Source organism: Xylanibacter caecicola (assembly GCF_013166515.1).
Taxonomy (GTDB): domain Bacteria; phylum Bacteroidota; class Bacteroidia; order Bacteroidales; family Bacteroidaceae; genus Prevotella; species Prevotella caecicola.
In genome coordinates, this window is record NZ_JABKKJ010000002.1 from 217,805 (window position 1) to 238,348 (window position 20,544).

18 protein-coding genes are annotated in these 20,544 nt (G+C 46.5%); 15 read left to right on the forward strand and 3 right to left on the reverse strand.

All coding sequences use genetic code 11. The features are described from left to right. The 12 genes from HPS54_RS02485 to udk all read left to right on the forward strand — a co-directional run bounded on the left by HPS54_RS02485 (window position 1) and on the right by udk (window position 13,383). Window positions 1-813, forward strand: coding sequence for a glycosyltransferase family 2 protein (locus tag HPS54_RS02485; protein WP_172343893.1), 813 nt, complete (start codon window positions 1-3; stop codon window positions 811-813). Between the two features lie 441 nt (window positions 814-1,254). Then, window positions 1,255-2,604, forward strand: a complete 1,350-nt coding sequence (locus HPS54_RS02490) for an ATP-binding protein (RefSeq protein ID WP_172343894.1) — start codon at window positions 1,255-1,257, stop codon at window positions 2,602-2,604. Window positions 2,605-2,675: 71 nt separating this feature from the next. Next, entirely contained in the window at window positions 2,676-3,779 is a 1,104-nt protein-coding gene (locus tag HPS54_RS02495; RefSeq protein ID WP_172343895.1) for an MraY family glycosyltransferase, read from the forward strand. Beyond that, window positions 3,776-4,348 (forward strand): sugar transferase, encoded by a 573-nt coding sequence (locus tag HPS54_RS02500; RefSeq protein ID WP_172343896.1) that lies wholly within the window; start codon window positions 3,776-3,778, stop codon window positions 4,346-4,348. The genes HPS54_RS02495 and HPS54_RS02500 overlap by 4 nt, the downstream gene beginning before the upstream one ends. A 244-nt stretch (window positions 4,349-4,592) precedes the next feature. After that, on the forward strand, window positions 4,593-7,187 hold the full coding sequence (locus HPS54_RS02505) for a TonB-dependent receptor (protein ID WP_172343897.1): 2,595 nt from the start codon (window positions 4,593-4,595) through the stop codon (window positions 7,185-7,187). A gap of 12 nt (window positions 7,188-7,199) precedes the next feature. After that, on the forward strand, window positions 7,200-8,090 hold the full coding sequence (locus HPS54_RS02510; RefSeq protein ID WP_172343898.1) for a DUF5689 domain-containing protein: 891 nt from the start codon (window positions 7,200-7,202) through the stop codon (window positions 8,088-8,090). A 38-nt stretch (window positions 8,091-8,128) separates the two neighbouring features. Continuing rightward, window positions 8,129-9,652 carry a carbohydrate binding domain-containing protein gene (locus HPS54_RS02515; protein WP_172343899.1) on the forward strand — a complete coding sequence of 508 codons (1,524 nt, stop codon included), beginning with the start codon at window positions 8,129-8,131 and terminating at the stop codon, window positions 9,650-9,652. A gap of 179 nt (window positions 9,653-9,831) precedes the next feature. Then, the gene (locus HPS54_RS13015; RefSeq protein ID WP_338142805.1) at window positions 9,832-10,083 is read left to right on the forward strand and encodes a hypothetical protein; all 252 of its coding nucleotides are present in this window, start codon (window positions 9,832-9,834) and stop codon (window positions 10,081-10,083) included. Between the two features lie 63 nt (window positions 10,084-10,146). Beyond that, the gene (locus tag HPS54_RS02520; RefSeq protein ID WP_338142806.1) at window positions 10,147-10,614 is read left to right on the forward strand and encodes a four helix bundle suffix domain-containing protein; all 468 of its coding nucleotides are present in this window, start codon (window positions 10,147-10,149) and stop codon (window positions 10,612-10,614) included. A gap of 185 nt (window positions 10,615-10,799) precedes the next feature. Next, a complete protein-coding gene (locus tag HPS54_RS02525; protein ID WP_172343900.1) occupies window positions 10,800-11,849 on the forward strand; it encodes an endonuclease/exonuclease/phosphatase family protein in 1,050 nt (349 codons plus the stop codon). A gap of 225 nt (window positions 11,850-12,074) precedes the next feature. Beyond that, on the forward strand, window positions 12,075-12,650 hold the full coding sequence (locus HPS54_RS02530) for a uracil-DNA glycosylase family protein (RefSeq protein ID WP_172343901.1): 576 nt from the start codon (window positions 12,075-12,077) through the stop codon (window positions 12,648-12,650). A gap of 106 nt (window positions 12,651-12,756) precedes the next feature. Next, window positions 12,757-13,383: a uridine kinase gene (gene udk / locus HPS54_RS02535; protein ID WP_172343902.1), complete on the forward strand. Its 627-nt coding sequence runs from the start codon at window positions 12,757-12,759 to the stop codon at window positions 13,381-13,383. Between the two features lie 173 nt (window positions 13,384-13,556). On the opposite strand, the gene HPS54_RS02540 is transcribed toward udk, so the two are convergent. Continuing rightward, window positions 13,557-14,138, reverse strand: coding sequence for an HdeD family acid-resistance protein (locus HPS54_RS02540; RefSeq protein ID WP_253951909.1), 582 nt, complete (start codon window positions 14,136-14,138; stop codon window positions 13,557-13,559). Between the two features lie 533 nt (window positions 14,139-14,671). On the opposite strand from HPS54_RS02540, the gene HPS54_RS02545 reads away from it, so the two are divergent. Next, window positions 14,672-15,178, forward strand: a complete 507-nt coding sequence (locus HPS54_RS02545; RefSeq protein WP_172343903.1) for a histidine phosphatase family protein — start codon at window positions 14,672-14,674, stop codon at window positions 15,176-15,178. Between the two features lie 168 nt (window positions 15,179-15,346). Here HPS54_RS02545 and HPS54_RS02550 read toward each other — a convergent pair whose 3' ends face one another. Then, window positions 15,347-16,369, reverse strand: a complete 1,023-nt coding sequence (locus HPS54_RS02550) for a hypothetical protein (RefSeq protein WP_172343904.1) — start codon at window positions 16,367-16,369, stop codon at window positions 15,347-15,349. Between the two features lie 331 nt (window positions 16,370-16,700). Here HPS54_RS02550 and HPS54_RS02555 point away from each other — a divergent pair, with 331 nt between their 5' ends. Both HPS54_RS02555 and HPS54_RS02560 read left to right on the forward strand, forming a co-directional pair. Beyond that, entirely contained in the window at window positions 16,701-18,284 is a 1,584-nt protein-coding gene (locus HPS54_RS02555; RefSeq protein WP_172343905.1) for a capsule assembly Wzi family protein, read from the forward strand. Then, window positions 18,281-18,724 carry a lipocalin-like domain-containing protein gene (locus HPS54_RS02560; protein WP_172343906.1) on the forward strand — a complete coding sequence of 148 codons (444 nt, stop codon included), beginning with the start codon at window positions 18,281-18,283 and terminating at the stop codon, window positions 18,722-18,724. The genes HPS54_RS02555 and HPS54_RS02560 overlap by 4 nt, the downstream gene beginning before the upstream one ends. 412 nt (window positions 18,725-19,136) lie before the next feature. On the opposite strand, the gene HPS54_RS02565 is transcribed toward HPS54_RS02560, so the two are convergent. Continuing rightward, on the reverse strand, window positions 19,137-20,426 hold the full coding sequence (locus tag HPS54_RS02565; protein ID WP_172343907.1) for a Fic family protein: 1,290 nt from the start codon (window positions 20,424-20,426) through the stop codon (window positions 19,137-19,139). Between the last annotated feature and the right edge of the window lie 118 nt (window positions 20,427-20,544).

Sequence of the window (20,544 nt, forward strand, 5' to 3'; positions counted from 1 at the left end):
ATGGAAAAAAATCCCAGAATAACCGTAGTCACCGTATCGTACAACAGTGAAAAGACCATAGAAGATACCATTAAAAGTGTATTGGACCAGAAATATGATAATCTGGACTATGTTATAGTAGATGGCTGTTCGACAGACTCTACCATGGACATTGTGTACAAATACAGACAATATCTTAATACGGTGATATCCGAAAAGGATAAAGGCATAAGCGATGCTTTCAATAAAGGCATAGCAAATGCCGATGGGGATATCATCGTAATGATAAACTCGGACGACGTGATGATACCGGAGGCTTTGCGGCACGTGGCCGAGGCATATGACGGCAAGCATGACATATATTGCGGCAACGTGCTGCTCGAAAATCCGGAAACAGGATACAAATGCAGGGAGATACCGTCGACAAAATTTCCCGTGACCCCTTTCTTCTGTCACGTGGCACATCAGGGAATGTTTGTCAGCCGTGACGCATACCGCCGTTTCGGAGGCTATAATGTGGATATACGCTACCCCATGGATCTTGACTTTCTGATGCGGGCATACCGAATGGGGGCGACGTTCAAGCACGTGGATTATGACATTGCGTGCTTTAGGGCAGGAGGGGCAACAAGCAACAGCATTATAAAGAAAAGAAAAGACTATATACGCATCGTCATTGCCAATGGTGGAAATATATTCCAGGCATATTTGTTTTATGTATATTTGTGTCTCACTCAGATTGTAAAGCATTTCATAAATATGTTCGGTTCTGACATAAGTCAGAAAATACGATATAGAAAAACTCTTAAAAAACGAAAGACTGGCTGCTCATAACCCGCGAGGATGTGAAGGCATGCCGCAGGAACGGGCTTTACACGAACATCGTCTTCATATCCATGAAATATCTCTACAAGATTTTTGAATTCAGGATATAGCTTCTGTTTCCGTTACGATACAACTCAAAATACGAAGTTAAAAGAAGTTATGGGGTAGTTGTGTGGCTGAAGCCACGGAAGATAAAGGACAATAGTCGTATATGAAGTGACACAACCATACGTCTTTTATCCTCCCCCCTCCCTCTTATCTTGACATACCATCATATATATAAAAAAGTGTCTGTGACCGGGATAATGTGAAAATAAGGAGCGAAAAAATGCCGGAAAATGTGAAATTATGACCGGTGCATGGCACGGAAAATGTGAAAATACTACCTGAATTCTGTCTGGATAATGTGAAAATGATTATCTTTGCAAATATTATTAATTTATTTGTGATATGGAAAAACTGCTTAAGAGAAAGGTGGATGCTTATCTGAAAGCATGGAAAGACAACCCGGACAGAAAACCTCTTATAGTCAAAGGTGCCCGCCAGATTGGAAAGACACGCTCGATCGAATGGTTTGCAGGTCGTAACTACAAGAACGTCATACAGATAAACTTTGTAGAACAAAAGAAGTATCGTGATATATTCAATGACGGTTTCGAGGTTGACGCCATCATAAAAAATATTTCCTTGCTCAGTCCGGAGTTGAAGTTCATACCCGGTGAGACTATATTCTTTTTTGATGAGCTGCAGGCATGTCCCGACTGTGCCACTTCCTTGAAATTCTTCAAACTGGACGGCAGGTTTGATGTCATCTGTTCCGGTTCACTGATGGGGATAAACTATAAGGAGATAGAGTCAAACAGTGTAGGGTATAAAGAAGATTACGAGATGCATTCGATGGATTTCGAAGAATTTCTCTGGGCTAAAGGATATACGGATGATTTTATTGAAGACCTTTATCGGCACATGTTGGAAGTCAGACCTCTTACAACCTTGCAGACTGACGTCCTTTTTGATCTGTTCCGCGACTATGTCACCATAGGAGGCATGCCCGAAGTGGTGAGTACATATATAAGAAACAGAAATTTCAGCGGCACGTTGGGCATACAGAGGCAACTGCTGAAAGATTATGAAGAGGATATCACCAAATATGTGGAAGGACTGGACAAGGCAAAGGTCAAGGCGGTGTACAGTCATATTTCCACTTTTCTGGCAAAAGAGAACAAGCGTTTTCAGGTTACTAAGATTGCCAGGAATGCAAGAAACAGAGATTATATAGGCTGTGTGGAATGGCTTGCAGATGCCGGCGTTGTCAATATATGCTATTGTATGAATCAGCCGGAACTTCCGCTTAAAGGAAACTATGACCCTAAGCTGTATAAGATATATTTTAAGGATACAGGGCTACTGATAGCATCTCTTGACGAAGAAGCTCAGGAGGACTTGAGGGCAAACAAGAATTTAGGTACATATAAAGGAGCCATATATGAGAACATCGTGGGTGACATGCTTGTAAAGCAGGGATACCGGCTTGTATATTACAAGAGTGACAAGCCGGCAATGGAGATGGATTTCTTTATCAGAGACTCTGGCTCTCTTGTTCCCGTTGAGGTGAAGGCCGGTGATGGCGCAACGGTCTCACTGAATAACCTACTGAAAGAAGATAAGTTTCCTGATATAAAATACGGTATCAAGTTGGGATATAAAAACATCGGCTTTAATGGTAAATTCTATACATTTCCATATTTTCTGACGTTCCTGTTGAAGAGATTTCTTTATGAAAGAGGACGGTTTAAGTAAAAAAACAACCGTGCCGATGCAATATTCCGCATATTTGTCTGTTAAAGATAATAAACAGTTTTGACACGTACATGGCATCATATATATTATTTGTAGCGGGCGCACTGTTGTTGGGCTGCATAATAGGATTCATATCAATACCCTACATACTCGACTTTTGCAGGCAGAAGGCACTGTACGACATACCCAACTCGCGGAAAGTACATAAGAACGCTATTCCCAGATTAGGAGGAATAGTGTTCCTGCCGGGCATGTTGCTGTCGTTCGTGATAGCTGTGATGACTATGAGCGAGGTCGACGGCGAACAGAAGATATCGATAAGTCTGTGGTCGGTGTCGTTTCTCGTAAGTCTGATGCTGATATACATAACGGGAATAACGGACGACATCCTCGGACTTTCGGCAAGGACAAAATTCATTATACAGACTGTTGCCGCATGTCTGCTGCCGATGTCGGGACTATATATAAACAACATGTACGGACTGTTCGGCATATATGAGATTCCGTTTGCCGTAGGATTTCCGCTCACGGTGCTCACCATAGTGTTCATAGACAATGCCATGAACCTTATCGACGGAATAGACGGACTGTCGGCGGGACTGAGCATAATAGCCCTGACGGGATTTCTTTTTGCATTCGCCAATATAGGGCTGTGGACGTATGCCGTATTGATTGCAGGACTTATCGGAATAATCATCCCGTTTCTATATTACAATATATTCGGTGATGCGGAAAAGAACAAGAAGATCTTCATGGGCGACTCTGGAAGCCTTACTCTGGGTTTTATATTAAGTTTTCTGCTCGTGAAATACTCTATGGACAATCCGGCTGTTCTGCCCTATAGGGATAACAGTCTGATATTTGCCCCGTCGCTGCTGATCGTACCAACGTTCGACGTGTTCAGGGTGATGTTGCACCGGGTTCGCAACCACAAGTCGATATTCGCCGCCGACAAGAAGCATATACACCACAAACTGATGCGCGCCGGAATGTCGCAGCACAAGGCACTTTGCGTTATACTTGCGTTGGCGGTGATGTTTATCGTTGTAAACAACATTCTGGCGTTTGCCGGATTTACCACTGTTATCATCATCGACATATTATCATATACAGCTTTTCATCTTGTGCTGAACCGCATGATTTTCAAACATATAAAGAAGGGGCATGCCGGATGAAACGTATCTTTGACATCATACTGTCCGCCCTGTGCATCATTGTGTTCTCGCCGCTGATGCTGGCATGTGCCATAGCCATAGCGTGTGTGGACGGACTGCCGGTGATATACAGGCAGGAACGCATAGGGCGGGGCGGCAGACCGTTCTGCATATACAAGTTCAGGAGCATGTGCGAGGACGCGGAAAAAGACGAGCCGGCACTGCTTGAGACGGACAGCGACCCGCGCATAACACGCACGGGGCGTTTCCTTCGCAGTCATCATCTTGACGAGCTTCCGCAGTTGTGGAATGTGTTCACGGGCGACATGTCGTTCGTCGGTCCGCGTCCCGAGCGCAGGTATTTCATTGAGAAGATAATGGAGCATGACCCGCGCTATGAGCGGCTTTACGTCATACGTCCGGGAGTGACGTCATACGCCACGCTGCACAACGGATATACCGACACGATGGAGAAGATGCTCAGGCGGCTTGAAATGGATCTGTATTATCTTGAGCACCGGTCGATGTGTATGGACATGAAGATACTTGCGGGCACGTTTATAAGCATTGTCGGGGGGAAGAAGTTTTGAATTACGAATTTTGAATTACGAGTTACGAGTTGTCTGCCTTTGGCAGATGTTGATTTATTAAATGACGAATTGTCTCATTTGAATTTTATAATTCGTAATTCATAATTGATAATCGCAGCACGGCGAGAATAACTCGTAATTCGTAACTCATAATTCAAAATTAAAAAATCGTAACTCCAAAATTCTTCATTCTTCATTTTTTTAACTACTTTTGTCACCAAATATCTAATTAAAAACACTAATTATGCAAAAAAAACTGAAGTTAGCAGTGATAGCCCTCTGCTATAGTCCTCTTGTCTTTGCACAGACGGACAACAGCCAGGGGCAAAAAGCCAGCGCCATGACGGAGCAGGCCTTCACGTTTACCGAGGCGCAGTTGGGCGAGGACGACGACATGTCGCAGAACGTGTCGATCATCAACTCGAACAACAATGTCTACGCAAGCGAGGTGGGATACCTGTTCTCACCGGTACGTTTCCGTTACCGCGCATTCAACCAGAAGTACAACGACGTGTTCATCAACGGCGTGCCGATGAACGACATGGAGTCCGGACAGTTCCGCTACTCGCTCGTGGGCGGTCTCAACCAGCAGACAAGAAACGTTGAATACGCACTGCCGTTCGAGAGCAACGGCTTCTCTATGTCCGGCATGGGCGGCTCCAACAACTACAACTTTCGCCCCGGAAGCTTTGCCACAGGTCACCGCGTGACGCTGAGCGGCGCAAACCGCAACTACCAGTTGCGTGCGATGTACACCTATAACTCCGGCTTCAACAACGACGGATGGGCGTTCTCTGCCAACCTTACATACCGCGGAGCCAAAGAAGGATACGTGGAGGGAACGTTCTACAACGCCCTGTCATACTTCCTCGGCGTACAGAAGATGTTCGACGGGGGCAAGCACTCCCTGTCGTTCTCTACATGGGGCAACCCCACGGAGCGTTCCACACAGGGACCCGCCACGGACGAGGCGCTGTGGCTTGCCAACGACAAGTATTACAACCCGTACTGGGGATATCAGAACGGCAAGAAGCGCAACTCGCGCATCGTGAACGACTTTGCGCCGTCGGCACTCCTCACATGGGACTGGAACATCGATGACAACACCAAGCTCACGACATCGCTCTTCGGCAAGTACGGCATGTACAAGAGCACGAAGCTTAACTACAACAACAGCGACAACCCGCACCCGACATACTGGAAGAACATGCCGAGCAGCAGGTTCAACGTGTGGGATGAGGATGACGTTACCAACCGCACGGATCAGAACCTTGCCGACTGGAACGAGCAGTACAATTATTGGACATCGAGCAAGGGCAACCGTCAGATAAACTGGGATCGCCTTTACTTCTCCAATCAGGGAGTGAACGCACAGGGTGCCGATGCAATGTACTTCATCCAGGCAAAGCACAACGACGCCCTGACGCTGACACTGGCATCAGCACTGAACAAGCAGATAGACGCCAACAAGAAATGGAGCGCAGGACTGTCTGCCGGAACAAACCGCGGACGCCACTACCAGACAATGGAAGACCTGCTGGGCGCAAACATATATCACAACATCAACACATACGCACTGGGCACATACGCCATCGACGACCCGCGCATACAGTACGACCTGAACAACCCCAACGGCATAGTACGCGAGGGTGACAAGTTCGGCTACAACTACGACATACTCGTAAACCGCGGACAGCTGTGGACAAATTACGTAGAGAACTTCGGCGCACTGCACTACTATGTTGCCGCAAAGGCGGGCTACACAACGATGCAGCGCGACGGCAAGATGCGCAACGGTCTTGCGGCTGACAACTCTTACGGCAAGAGCGGCAAGGCAGAGTTCTTCGACGGAGGAGTGAAGTTTGGTTCAAGCCTTAATCTCGGACGCGGCAACACCGTGACATTTGGTCTTGGCTACGAGCTGCGCGCACCGCAGGCTTCGACGGCATTCGCATCTCCCGAGATAAACAACGACTTCGTGCTCGACCTCAAGAACGAGCGTGTGTTCAGTACCGAAGTGGGTTACCAGCACCGCAACTCATGGCTGCACGCAAACGTCAATGCCTACTACAGCCGTATGACGAACGTAACCGAGTGGCAGAACTTCTTCTACGACGACGCAAACTCGTTCACATACTTCTCGCTCACGGGCGGCAAGAAAGCCTACTACGGCGTTGAGGCAGGCGTGGACATAAAGGTGACAAGCGCGTTCAACGTGATGTTGCTCGGAACAATATCCGATGCAAAGAACATCAACAACTCGCACATGACATTTATGGAGTCTAAGAGTGGTGAATATCACGGATACGGATATACAGAGACACCGGGCAACGGTATCTACGACTACAATACATGTTACAACAAGGACATGCGCGAGTCGGGCACGCCGCTTACGGCAGCAAGTCTCGGACTGAGCTATCACAAAGGCGGATGGTTCATAGACCTTAACTGCAACTGGTACGACCGCATCTATCTTTCATACGCTCCCAACATGCGTGCGTTGAAGACATGGGAAGCAAGAGCTGCATCCGGATATGACGACACATGGGTGGGCGACTGTGTAAATCCGGAAATAATAGACCAGCAGAAAGGTCACGGCGGTTTCATGCTCGACGGTTCTATAGGCAAGAGCATATACCTGAAACACGGCTCACTGTCCATCAACCTCATGATAACGAACATTCTCAACAACCAGAACATCTGCACAGGCGGTTTCGAGCAGAGCCGCAGTTCATGGACTGCAAGCGAGAACAAACGTGCATATCGTTTTGACAGAAACCCCAACAAGTTCTATGCCTACGGAACAAACGGTATGCTGAACATTGCTTATAAATTCTAAAACTGCAATATTATGAAAAAGATATTATATATATTCATGGCTGCCGCCTGCATTATGTTTACAGGATGTATCGGCGGTGAGGACATTGGCTTTGATGACGATTGGAACGCTCCCGACGGAAGCAACGCACCATACGGTGACAACAGCATCAAAGAAGAGAACGTCATGAGCATAGCCGCATTTAAGGAGAAATACGAAAAGACAATAACTTCTAACGGCTATAAGTTGATAGACGAGGACATAAAGCTGAAAGGTATCGTTACCGGCAACGACATAGAGGGCAACATCTACAGTCAGATTTTCATACAGGATGCGACCGGTGCCATAACAATCTGCATCGAGCAGGGAGGTCTTTTCTCATACCTGCCCGAAGGTCAGGAAATCCTTGTATCGCTGAAAGACTTGTATATAGGAGGATACGGCACACAGCCACAAATCGGAACCCTGTACACAAACAAGAACGGTAATATATCTGTATCGCGCATGAACAGGGTTAGATGGCAGAAGCACTTCAAACTCCTTGGCATGAAGACACCGGTAGAACCGGAAGAGCTGGATATTACAAAAATCGGTACACTTGATTCGAAGAAAGAATGCGGCAAGCTGTACACCATAAAGAACATCTCGTTCAGAGATGCCAACGGTGTAAACATCTTCGCCATGGATCCGGAAACATCAAACGTGGGTGACGCAAAGACACAGAAACTTCTCGGCGGTTGCATCAACCGTAACATAAAGGAGAACAACAAGTTCGTCGTGCGCACAAGCCAGTATGCAGACTTTGCAGGCATGCCTCTTCCTCAGGGCAAGGGCAGCATAACGGGTATCATGACAATATACAACGGTACATGGCAGATGCTCATCCGCAAGTATGAGGACATAAAATTCCCTGAGAACAATTAAAACTAATAACAACAACAATAAATAAAAATAGTATATTTATGAAAAAGCATATTTATTCGATACTGATGCTTGCCATGGCAGCATTCACATTCACAGGTTGTGAGGACGTTCCTATGCCTTACGACGAGCCGAGCATACCTCCGGTAGAAGTTATTGACCCGGCAGGTAACGGAACAGAAGCAGATCCGTACAATGTTGCAGCAGCATTGAAATACATTGAGGACGGCGGAAGTGAATCAACTGAAGTTTACGTAAAGGGTACCGTTGTTTCTGTTGTCAGCGGAAGCTTCGATCCTTCATACGGAAGTTTGAAGTATTATATCTCAGATAACGGAACAACCAACAATCAATTCTATGTATTCAATGGATATGCAGGTCCCAACCGTACAAAATTCTCCGGTGAGGATGCTCTCCAGCCGGGAGATGTAGTTGTTATCTGCGGAAAACTTGTAAACTACAATGGTACAAAAGAATTTACGACCGGAAACTATGTCGTATCTATCAACGGCAACGGTGGTACGGGCGGTGAAGTAACTCCCCCTGCTGAAGGAACTTATATCAACGAGACATTCTCAAGCTCGTTCGGTTCATTTACGGTGAAGAATATCAAAGGTACACCTTGGGTTCTCGACAGCTACGGATATGCAAAAGCAACAGGTTATGACAATGCATCAAAAGCAACAACTCCTTCATCAAGCTATCTTGTTTCAAAAGCAGTCAACATGTCTGCTTCTAAAGAAGCAACAGTCTCATTCGACTATATTCTCCGTTATGTTACGACATCAGCAGGCGAGGCTATCGAAGGTATCTCAAACAAGGTGCTTGTAACTGACAACTATACCGGTGACCCCGCTACCACAACTTGGAAAGACATAACCGGAACATTGAAAGAAGTCAGAGACTGGAACTCATGGACAAAGTTCACCGCAGCAGTTCCTGCTGATATTATCGGTAAATCAAACGTAGTATTTGCCCTTTACTATGAGTGCGCTGCAAGCTCAGGCACATGGGAAGTAAAGAACTTTACAGTTAAAGAAGGCAAGGATGACAGTGGAAGCACCGGGGGGGGAGATGACAACACCGGAGATGTAACTGCCACCAACGGCGACTTCGAGACATGGGTTGACGGTATGCCCAACAAATGGAAAACGGCATCGACAGCCGGCAACGCCACACTGTCACAGAGCACAGACGCACACGGAGGCAAATATTCGGTAAAAGTAGGTGGAACCACTTCAGCAAACAAGCGTATCGGATACCAGGAAACCGAACTTAAGGCAGGTACATATACCATGACTTTCTATGCAAAGGCTGCTACTGCGACCGGCGCATCGGTACGTCCGGGCTTTGTTCCCGTTACCGACGGCAAGGTAGGCAGCTATGTATACGGTGATTATACAAACAACATCAGCAACGGTGAGTGGGTGCTCGTGACACATACTTTCGAGATAACAGCGGACGGCACTTATTGCCTCGTTATCATGAACTCGAAGAATCCGGGCGCTGACGTACTTATAGATGATTTCACACTTACAATGGGAAGCAATGTTATAATTAAGTAATATTGCAAAAGGTAAGAAAATGTAGATAATAGCGGTGGAAATCTTTTTTGATTTCCACCGCTATTTTTTTGTTCTTTAAGATAAAAGGCATATATTTGCAGGGTGGAAGCTATAGAGCCTATAGTTTCTATAGATACTGTAGAGTCTATAGTTCAATGAAGGCAAACAATCTGCTATAAATGATTATAGTTTCTATAGATGCTATAGAGTATATAGTTACTATAGTTACCATGGAGATAAAGAATAATAAAAACCATAAAGACACGACAGCCATGCAACAGCAAAAGCCACGGACGGTACTGCGCACAGGCGCTGCGTGGAGAAATCTACGGTTTTATCAGAAGTCACAGGTCTTGTATCACCTTACTTTCGCTTTCTGCAACAGGTTTCTGCCGCAATACGGCGACAGGACTAAAGACCAGATGATATAGGCGGCGCGCTCGTGCAAGCAGAACATCGTTGAAGGTTGTGAGGACGGGAAGACATCGACAGAGATGGAGCTGAAACTTCTTAATGTGGCACGCAGCAGTGTGGACGAACTGCGTGAAGACTTCAAGGACTACATAAAGGCACGCAGGATGACGCTATGGACTGACGGGCATCCGCGCTACAGACAAATGCAAGAGTTTACCCGGCGGCACAACAGCATGGACGACTACACCGCTTTCTTTGACAGATGGACCGATGAGGAGATGGCAAACGTAGGTCTGACACTGTGCTACCAGGTGGATGTAATGATGAACCGCTATCTTAAACACCTTGAAACGGAGTTCGTGACGGAAGGCGGCATAAAGGAAAGGATGCACGCTGCACGCACCGGATACAGGCATGAGCAGGACGCAAGGCTGAAATATCTGGAAAGGCGTGTCGCAGAACAGGAGCTTACAATAACGGGGCTGAGAAAAGAGAACGAACTGTGGCGGGCAAGATACAACGAGCTGAAAGAGGCGATGGGGGCTTAGGGCTATAGGTTCTATAGATGCTATAGAGCCTATAGTTGCTATAGAACCTATAGCATCTATAGATATATATTTTCATTTCTCCCTCAGCGGCAGCAAATTCTTCATTCTTCATTCTTCATTCTTCATTTTAAAATGTTATCTTTGCAAAGTTGTATATCGAATAATACAAATAAAAGATAAATATTATGAAGAAACAAAATTTGTTTTTGATTTTATTCCTGTGCATGACAGCCGTAAACGGCATGGCACAGAAGAAGTTCTCCGCATACGCCGTGGGATTTTACAATCTGGAAAATCTTTTCGACACATGTCACGACAAGGGAAAGAACGACTATCAGTTCCTGCCCAACGGCTCGTATAAGTGGACCGGACTTAAGTATACCAACAAGTTGCGCAACATGGCAAGGGTGCTGGCAGACATGGCATCGGACAAATTGCCCGGTGTGGGCTGTGCCGTGATAGGCGTGTCGGAGGTTGAGAACTCCAAGTGTCTCGACGACCTTATCGCTCAAGAACCGCTGAAGGCACGCGGGTATAAGTATGCTCATATCGAAGGTCCGGACAGGCGCGGTGTGGACTGTGCCATGCTGTACAATCCCAACCTGTTCAAGGTAAGAGACATGAAACTTGTGCCATATGTGCCCGAGCAGGCGAAAGACAGTGCATACCGCACACGCGGTTTCCTCACCGTCAGCGGAGACATGGCGGGCGAGCATGTAGTGGTGGTGGTATGCCACTGGCCCAGCCGCTTTGCCGGTTCTTACTATCGTGAGGTGGCAGGACGACAGGTAAGGGCTCTGAAAGACTCGCTGTTGCGCGACGACCCCAAGGCAAAGGTTTTTGTTATGGGTGACATGAACGATGACCCGACAAACAAAAGTATGAAAGATGAACTGCGTGCGCGTGGAAACATGAAGGACGTGAAGGACGGCGACATGTACAACCCATGGTATAACCTGCTTGTGAAAGAGGGTATAGGTACATTGACATATCAGGGCGCATGGAACCTTTTCGACCAGATAGTGATGACGCCCAATGTGGTAAATCTTGACGGGCGTAAGGACTATACGGAGCTGAAGTTGTGGCGTCACGAGATATTCAAGCGCGACTACCTTTTCCAGGAAGACGGCAAGTACAAGGGCAATCCCAAGAGAACGCATGCCGGAGGTGCCTGGCTGAACGGATATAGCGACCACCTGCCTGTCATCGTATATCTGTTGAAAGAGCAAAGATAAAGAATTACGAGTTTGGAATTACGAATTACGAGTTTGGAATTATGAATTATTCTCGCTGCGCTACGATGAAGAATTTGGAATTACGAATTTGCAAATCTTCATTAAATAATTCAACATCTGCCAAAGGCAGACAATTCGTAACTCGTAACTTGTAATTCGTAATTCAAAACTCGTAACTCCAAATTCGTAATTCGTAACTCCAAACTCCAAATTCCAAATTCAAAAATGCCAATAGAATATCATCCCCTGAAACCGTTTCTGCCCGAAGGCTCGCGGCTGCTTATGCTCGGCAGCTTTCCGCCGGCGCGCCACCGCTGGTGTATGGACTTTTTCTATCCCAACTTCATCAACGACATGTGGCGCATATTCGGCATAGTGTTCTTTGGAGACAAGGAACATTTTACGGACCGCAGTGCGGGTGCCTTCAAGAAAGATGACATTGTGGCTTTTCTTGAAGATAGGGGAGTGGCTCTATATGACACAGCCTGTGCCGTGATACGCAAAAACAATACGGCGGCAGACAAAGACTTGGAAGTGGTCGAAGCAACCGACCTTGACAAGCTGCTGCGCAGCATACCGGCATGTACGGCCGTTGTGACCACCGGCGAAAAGGCAACGGGTATACTTACATCGCATTTCGGCATAAAAGCCCCAAAAGTGGGATGTTACGAGACATTTATCTTCGACGGACGGGAAATAAGGCTGTACCGTATGCCAAGCAGTTCAAGGGCATATCCGATGAAAGTGGAAAGAAAGGCGGAAGTATACGGACGGATGTTCTTGGAATTAGGGATGAAATAGAAGATATAGGGGCTATAGAAACTATAGAGCCGATGATGCTATAGAGTCTATAGTAGCTATGGCATTTTAAAGACGGAGCACACTTACCAATAAAAAACAAGAAAAAATGACAATAATAGGAATAGCAGGCGGCACAGGTTCCGGCAAGACCACCGTAGTGAGAAAGATTGCCGAGGCACTGCCGCCACACTGTGTCACAGTGGTGCCGCTCGACTCGTACTACAATGACACGTCGCACATGACCGAAGAAGAGCGTCATGCAATAAACTTCGATCATCCTGATGCTTTCGACTGGAAACTGCTGGGCAAGCACATCAACGACCTGCGCAACGGAAAAGCTGTGGAACAGCCTACATACTCGTACATAAAATGCAACAGGTTGCCGGAAACAATTCACGTGGAACCGAAGCCGGTAATCATTGTAGAAGGTATCATGACGCTTATAAACAAAAAGCTGCGTGACCTCATGGACCTGAAAATCTTCGTAGACACCGACTCGGACGAACGCCTTATACGTAACATACAGCGCGACGTTGTGGAACGTGGACGAACCGTGAATATGGTTGTTGAGCGTTATCTTGACGTGCTCAAACCTATGCACGAACAGTTCATAGAGCCTACGAAACGATATGCCGACATTATAATACCGCAAGGAGGCGAAAACCTGAAAGGCATAGGCATACTATGCAAATATATAGAAGGCATTGCGGGAAAGGTTAAGTCGGGGACTTAATTAATTTATAATTTATAATTCATAATTTATAATGAGGAGATAAAGGGATTAAAGGAGATAAAAGAAGATATGGGGAGATAAGGGACAATAGTCTTTGAATAAACAACAAGGCATACGTCCTCTATCTCCCCATATCTTCTTTTATCTCCTCATTATAAATTATAAATTATGAATTATAAATTATTCTGCGTTTTTCTTAGCCTGTTTATCTTGAACGCGTTGATACCGTCTGTAATGCCATAGAATATAAGGCTGCATCCTATTACAAGCATGGGCAGACCGGCTGCCTCGATAGGATTAAGGATGATGAAACATCCTGCAATCAACGTTATGGAGGGGAAGAACCAGTAGACCAAAGGCACACCGAACCTTCTCTTTGCCTGGGCAAGGTTAATGAACTGGTTGAGTGCACCGAAAATGATTATCGCCCCGAAAAAATACATGAGATACTGGATAAACGTTTCGGGAATGAGTGCAAGAATTATGCCGAACAGAATGCTGCCAAGCCCCACGACCGGAAAAGCAGGTTTTATGTCCGGTATCAGCCGTCCGGAAGCATCGTATACATGTTCGTCAACATTACTTATCTTCGCACTGAAATACACGGCACACGATATTACACCCGACAGCAGAAACAAAACCCCTGTGGCAATGGTTATACCCTTGACTGTGTCATCGGGATTCTTTATCAGGAGAATGCCGACGATAATGGCGCAAATAGCGCGGAAAATAGAACTTTGTAATACTTTCATCATATATTCAAGTTTTTTGGTTGTACTGTCGCAAAAATACGAAAATACATACTGCAAGACAATTTATTTCATACATTTTAAGTTTGCGTTCTAAAGTTTGTGAGTTTTTAAGTTTAAATGGGTTTGACGGAATTATAAGTAGATGTCCAAAATTAAACGTATATATTGAAGTCATCTAAACTTTTATGACGAATAAGAATCTTAAACTTTTATATCTTCTAAATCCAATCTTTACCTTTCTTTTTGGTCTGTTTTTACCCTTTCATCGGTCGAGTAGCCCGCTACACTCCCTCTTCAAGTGCAAAAACACCCTCAAAATAAAGGCAAATATTGAATCTCATAAAAGTTTAGATGACTTCATTATAAGCCACCTTGGAATGTATGTGTCCGAATAAGTAATCATCTGCGAGTAGATATTTGTTGAATTCTGACACATCCCCCCCAGGGGTGGTTTGTATAATTTATCTAACACATTAATGATAAAAAACTTGTTCATTATCCCGAATTCGCGTATTAAAGTAATACCTTTGCAGACTATGACACGACTTTTTCTTGTACGCCACGGCGAGACCGTGGATAATGTGAACCGCATAATGCAGGGACAGACGCAGGGCGAACTTACCGACAACGGGCGCAGACAGGCGCTTGAGGTGATGAGAAGAATGGAGAGTATCAAAGTCGACGCGTTTGTGTCGAGTGACCTTAAACGCTCCGTAGACACCTGTACCATCATTGCCCGACCTCACGGCATGGAGATAAAGACCACAAAACTGCTGCGCGAACGCGACTGGGGAGGATTTACCGGACGTTTCATACCTGACCTTAAGGACGAACCGTGGCCCGACGATGTGGAGACGTTGGACGCACTGCTGTCAAGGGCGCGCACCTTTATTGCGTTTGTAAAGAGTGAGTATCCAGATCGGACGGTGGTAGCCGTGGGACACGGCATCATAAACAAGGCAATACAGGCCGTGCACTATGGCAAGGAGATGCGCGATGTGGCGCGCATGGATAATGCCGAGGTAAGATGTCTGATGTTGTAACCGTATGTCGCGGACGGTTATACATGCCGGCATGAAAAAAGGTTTATCAGTCTTAAGGCTGCTGCCCGGAAGACTGATAAACCCGTCAACTAAAAACTAACCAATTTAAAAACTATAGAACTAAAGAATTTTCCGTTAAACCGATGCTCTGCATAAGCATTCCAGCGTTCATCTTCTTCCGCCGAAGTGTCCTCCACTGCGGTTGCCGCCTGAGTTGTGGCTTGTGCCTGCCGACTTTCCTGCAGGTGAGCTGTTGCCGCGCGGTGTGAATGTGCCGGCAGGACGAGTGATGCTTCTTGTGGGTGACGAAACATTTCTTGTTGGCGCGCTTCTGTCTGCGCCGAACCTTCCGTGTGTGCTTCCGCCACGTGTCACTGTAGACCGTGTGCTGCTTTCACGTTCGGTCACACGGTTGCCGAAGCTGCGTCCGGCGTTGCTGCCCGGGTTGTGTGTGTTGCCGCTGCCGAAACGGTTATGTCCGCGGTTGTCTCCCGACGGTCTGTTGCCGTTTCCCGGTTTTTTGTCGTCGCTGTTGTTTACAGACGGTCTGCCTGTTGTTGTGCCCCTGTTGTTGCCTCCGAACCTTCCGCTGCCGTTGCCGAACCTTCCGTCACGGTTACCCGTATGTCCTCCGTTGCCTTTGTGCATGTTCCCATGGTCTTTCTTGTGATAGTCGCCGCGGTCAAAACGGTCTCTCATGCCATGTCCTCCCTCGCGGTGAGGTCTGCCGTATGTGCGTCCGTGATACCAGCTCCGTCCGCCGTTGTGCCTCCAACTGTGTCCACCCCTGTAAGAAACGTAGAAGTGCGGACGCCCGAAGTAGAAGTAGTTGCGGTGCGGATAGCGTGCATATATGCCGAAGTGCCATGCGCCGGCGTGCCAGTATAGCGGGCGGTAGAAATAGCTTGCCGCACAGAAAGCCCTGTATTGCCAGTCGAGCAGTATGTAACTAAGGTCGAGATTACGGTTGCGCCAGTATGCCCCGTAGAGGTCGTCGTATGAGTTTATGCTCATCAGATAGTCGAGGTTTACCTCGTATGCCGCCTCGTACTGGTCGTCAGACAGGTTGAGTTCGTATGCCATTTTGTCCGTAAGGAAAAGAGCCTGTTCGCGTGCCCTGTCGTAACTCATGGCACCGGCAGATACGGTAAGCGTGAATAGTGCCGTGATGACTGTCAAAAACTTTTTCATAATCCGGTATTTTTATTGATGTTTGTATTTTCTTTTTATTTCACATTGCAAAGATAATGCAAGCCGAGTGCAATGAAACTTGTTTCAAATTGCCGAGGCGAAGCTTATCTTATGCAAAGATAATGCAAGCCGATAGCAGCATCAAAGGATTTTCCCTAAAGCATGAGAGGAAATTCCCTATATGCTCAAGCTATAAGAAGATGTTCAAGAGGAGAGCTTGTGTCGTTTTCATCTTTATTCTATCTTAAGTCCATGTATAAAAATACTAATATAGGATAAAAGGCGTTTATATATAGAAGAAGTGTGATAAATATATATACAACAGCTGTAAATGAATAAAATAAAAACGGCATTGGTTGCCATGTTGCTGATGACATATAGCGCGTCTCATGCCCGGGACGAACAGGACAACCGTGCCATGACCGATGATGCGAGGTACAATATAGAGATGCAGGCAACGACGTCCGGCGGCATGACACCGCTGTGGCTTAACGCCAACAGGCACGGGCTGAGTTCGCTCGACAAGTTCAACGGATACGTAAGGGCAGGCATAATGCGTCCGTTGCGTGCCGACTCGCTGCGGCGGTGGGGTATAGGCTACGGTGTGGATGTAGCCCTGCCCGTAAACTTCACGAGCAACGTTGTCGTGCAGCAGGCATTTGCCGAGGTAAGGTGGTTGCACGGAGCACTGACGGTGGGAAGTAAGGAGTATCCCATGGAACTGAAGAACAACAGTCTGTCGAGCGGTTCTCAGACATTGGGCATCAATGCACGCCCCGTGCCGCAGGTGCGCCTTGCTTTGCCCGACTACTGGACGCTGCCTTTTGCCAACGGTTGGCTGCATCTTAAGGGGCATGTGTCATACGGCATGATGACAGATGACGGGTGGCAGCACGAGTTTACGGACCGAAAATCGAAATATGCCGACAATGTGCTCTATCACAGCAAGGCAGGATATATAAAGATAGGCAACGAGGATGTGTTCTGTCCGTTCTCTATCGAATTGGGGTTGGAAATGGCTTCCACGTTCGGAGGAACCGGATATAAGTTGGATAATGACGGGAACATGGTTGCCATAGAAGGTGAAAAAGGGTTGAAAGGATTGTGGCATGCCTTCATACCCGGAGGCTCAGACAAGACCGACGGCGATATATATGCCAACGCCTCCGGTAACCAGTTGGGCAGTTGGTTGCTGCGCATGAACTGGGATGCCGAGACATGGCGCCTCAGCGTGTATGCCGACAAGTATTTTGAAGATCATTCGGCTATGTTCCAGCTTGACTACGACGGCTACGGAAGCGGTGAAGAATGGAATGAGAAGAAAAAAAACCGCTATCTTCTGTATGATTTCAAGGACATAATGCTTGGTGCCGAACTTGACTTCAAGTACGATAACTGGATAAACGGTGTTGTTTTTGAATATATTTACTCGAAATATCAGAGCGGTCCGGTATATCATGACCGTACACCTTCGATATCCGACCACATCGGCGGAAACGACAATTTCTACAACCATGGCGTGTATACCGGATGGCAGCACTGGGGACAGGTGATTGGAAACCCGCTCTACCGTTCGCCGATATACAACGACGACGGCACGATAAGAGTGGCAGACAGCCGTTTCATGGCGTTTCATCTCGGTGTGGACGGACGTCCTTTTGAAGGCTTCTCCTACCGCGTGCTGGCATCGTGGCAGGAAGGGCTCGGTACGTATGACGAGCCGTACGACGACGTACACCACAACGTGAGTTTCCTTGTGGAAGGGCGCTACAGTTTCAGAAACCGTGTGCTCGACGGCTGGAGCATAAAAGGCGGCTATGCCATGGACTTCGGAAAGATATTGGGACACAACCACGGCTTTCAGCTTACGGTGGCAAAGACAGGACTGTTGAACCTTAAAAAGAAGAAAAAATGAAAAAGTACATATTATTCCCCCTTATATTGTTTGCCGGTATATTGCCGTTCGTGTCGTGCGAGCTGGAGACGTCAGACAACGGAGACCTTGACGGTTTCTGGCATCTTGTACGCATAGACACCCTCGACACACAAGGGACATGTGACATGAAGCAGGAACGTATATTCTGGTCGTTTCAAAAGAACCTGCTTCATGTGGACGACAAGACGGGCATGAACAGCAGCATATTGCTCCGTTTCAACCATTCGAGCGGAAGTCTGACTCTGTCCGATCCGTATATATATGACCGCGGCGCAGGTGACATAAAACTCGAAGATGTCTCCCTGTTGTATCCGTTCGGCATAAACTCTCTTACAGAGACGTTCGATGTCGAAAGTCTCAGCAGCAGCCGCATGACGATAGCATCGCCCGTATTGCGGCTCAGTTTCAAGAAGATGTAGGGACCGTAACGTTTGGGCATTGTTCCAATTCTCCGTGTATGTGTGACGGCTTACAATCCGTAAAAAACAGACAGTATTTATTTACGGTTTGTAACCGATATCTTTTGCACCTCAAAAGTTAACCTTTTATCCCCTTAAAGCTATGCCTTTGCATGTCTAAAGCTATGCTTTTGCAGTGCAAAAGATGGTGGTTACGGATTGTAAGATTATGAGGTTTTGAGGTTTAGGATAAGTGAAATTGGAATACCTCTCCGGCAGTCCGCACGCCTCATAGAGGCGTTCTTTATAAGGAGGCGTGCCAAAATGAAGGAGATAAATGAAGATAAAGGACGATAGTCGTATTTGAAGCGACAAAACACGCGTCTTTTATTTTCCTCTTTTCATTCTGTTGATTCTGAAATATAATTCATTTTTAACTTAACCTGATGTACGAGCAATACTTTTCAAGCATGTTTTCCAAAGGCAAGTCACCTTTCTTAAAGCGTTCTGCATCCAACGGCAATATGCGCTCGCGCACCGAAGTCTTGCATTTATATGTTGCCGTAAGATATCGGATACCTTTGTCGTCTTCTTCAATATGGATATCGGAAAAGAACTCGGTGATGTCCTCCGGGGTATAGATAATGGAATAACTCGGACGCTTGGCTCCCGGGATGTCTTCACGCAGTATGTCTTTTGCCACAAGATATTGAATGTCGCGAATGGCTGTATCCTTTGAACACTTGGCAAGCGACGCCCATGTCTTGGAAGTTATCTTTGCTTCGTAACCATCCAAAAACATATTGAGCATGTCGGTCTGCCGTTGGCTTAATGCCACAGATGAGGCTTTCTGCCAAAAAAGACTCTTGTTCAGAATGGTGCTGACAGTTGTTTCCGCCTCGTCGAGTGCTATTGACAACGTATTGGCATACCATAAAATCCACTCTGTAACGTCTCCGTCACCATGCTGCGTCTTCTCCAGGATGTCATAATAATGCTTCTTGTCCCTGTTTATCTGCGATGAAATGTTGTAAAAGCGGAACTCGCTCTTGTCGGCACGTGCAAGCAACATGTCTGAAAGGATGCGGGCAAGTCGTCCGTTGCCGTCCTCGAACGGGTGGATGCTGACAAACCAGAGGTGAGCAATGGCTGAACGGATGACAGAACTCGTATTCTCTTCTTTGTTGAACCAGCAAAGAAACTTCTCCATTTCCTCTTCTACACGCTCCGGTGCAGGAGCTATGTAGTGGACTTTTTCCCTGCCAAACATTCCCGAAACTATATGTTCCTCGTTGGTGCGATATCTGCCGACCTCTATCTGTGCACCCTCACTGAAACCTGTCGGGAAGAAAGCTGTCTGCCATGCACACAGTTTCTCTTTTGTCAACGACCGGTCGTAATAACTTACGGCGTCAAGCATGACAGCCACAACAGAGTCTATATAGTGAGACGGTGCCGTCTGTTTGACATTCTCAATACCCAGTTTACGGGCGATTGACGAGCGCACCTCGTCAACATTCAGTCGTATGCCCTCAATTTCTGACGAATATACCACGTCATAAGTAAGGTTTTCAGTCATTGCCCTCAGTTTGCTGTCGAAACCGAGTGATGCAAGTCTGCCGTATAACAAGCCCTGCTTACGGCTAACCTTCTCAAGAATAGCTGTAAGCACCCTTGCATCCCATCTGAATGTTGTCCAATTATCTCTTTCGTGTATATACATATAGTGCTCTTGTTATTGAGGGCATGCGACGTTATATGTACGATAACGTCGCATATTTTGCGACAAATATAATGTGTTTTTGTCGCATAACCAAATAAAATGAATTGTTCTTGTATAA